At 32.5% G+C, this 1,210-nt stretch carries 1 protein-coding gene and 1 pseudogene; both read right to left on the bottom strand.

Annotated elements, in window-relative coordinates; all coding sequences use genetic code 11:
• Positions 1 to 115: 115 nt before the first annotated feature.
• Positions 116 to 318, bottom strand: a pseudogene (locus H5975_RS08830) (tyrosine-type recombinase/integrase); the annotation flags it as partial.
• A 168-nt stretch (positions 319 to 486) separates the two neighbouring features.
• On the bottom strand, positions 487 to 1,170 hold the full coding sequence (locus H5975_RS08195) for a potassium channel family protein (RefSeq protein WP_204786210.1): 684 nt from the start codon (positions 1,168 to 1,170) through the stop codon (positions 487 to 489).
• Positions 1,171 to 1,210 lie beyond the last annotated feature (40 nt).

Raw genomic sequence — 1,210 nt, 5'->3', positions numbered from 1 at the left:
CGATTTCATTGTAACAGAGGTTTACCTCTGTTTTTTTGTTTAAAACACAAAAATGGCATTGGTATAGAGATGAAAAATCTCTAACCAACACCATTTGGTGTAGAACCTATATTTTCTAAAGTTTTGTGATTATCTTATCGTCAGTTTTTTCCTTATATTCATCGATCAGATATGCATAGACTTCACTAGTTGTTGTCGTATTTGAATGACCAAGTCGCTTACTAATTGCATAGATATCAATTCCATTGGCTAAAAGAGAGCAACATGTGAGTGACGCAAACTGTGAAGGTGGAAATTTTCACGATGAATCTTTAGCTTTTTTGTATAATTAGAAATAGATTTATAACCTAGCCAAATGACCTTAAGTTATATAAAGTGCGCACTTTTGGCGCACTGCCTTTAATTTTCAATTCAGAATCTAAAATAAATTTTTAATGTGGTTAGTGAATGATATGTTAATTGAACCAGTTTAACAACTAAATTTAATTAGTTTTTATTTGACTGTTCTTCAAGTAGTTTTTCAATTCTCGCTAGTTTTATATTTAACTCATGGTTTTCTTTGCGGATTGCCTGAAGTTTTTCATCCCAGTCATCAGTTTGCTGATTATTGAAGAAATTTGTAATACTACTGGTTAATAATCCTACAAAGCCAATTCCAAAAAACATAATTAAGATTGCGGCAAACCGACCAAGCGGAGTAGTAGGTGAGATGTCTCCATAACCGACGGTTGTTGCTGTTGTAATGGACCACCAGAGAGCATTAGAAAAAGTAACTTTTTCAGAAATGCTGTATAAACAGGCAGCTATTAATAATACCGCTAAAGATAAGTAGAAATAATAGATTAAACCATTAGTTTTAACAAAGTCTTTGAGCCGTCCAGTGAGTCCTACTAACCGAACTAGTCTTAATAGTCGGGCTAATCTAGCTAATCGTGTAATTCGGAAAAATGTAAAAAATCCCGCAACTGGAATAATCGATAAGAGGTCGAAAATGTGAGATTTAACAAATTCGATTTTGTTGACTGATAATATTAATCTAATCAGGTAGTCTATTGTAAATAAGATTAAAATCAAGTTATCAACCATCATATATGGATCTTTGTTAATAGAAATCATCTTGGCATAATCTAGGACAATCATCAGGATTGAAATGATTGCCAAAATACTCATTAACCATTCATAGAGGAGACTCAGTTGCTTAGTCTTAAAA

The sequence above is a fragment of the Limosilactobacillus coleohominis genome, assembly GCF_016901675.1.
Lineage (GTDB): Bacteria > Bacillota > Bacilli > Lactobacillales > Lactobacillaceae > Limosilactobacillus > Limosilactobacillus intestinavium.
The sequence above is the reverse complement of the archived record's forward strand: the minus strand, read 5'-3'. Positions and strand labels throughout refer to the sequence as shown.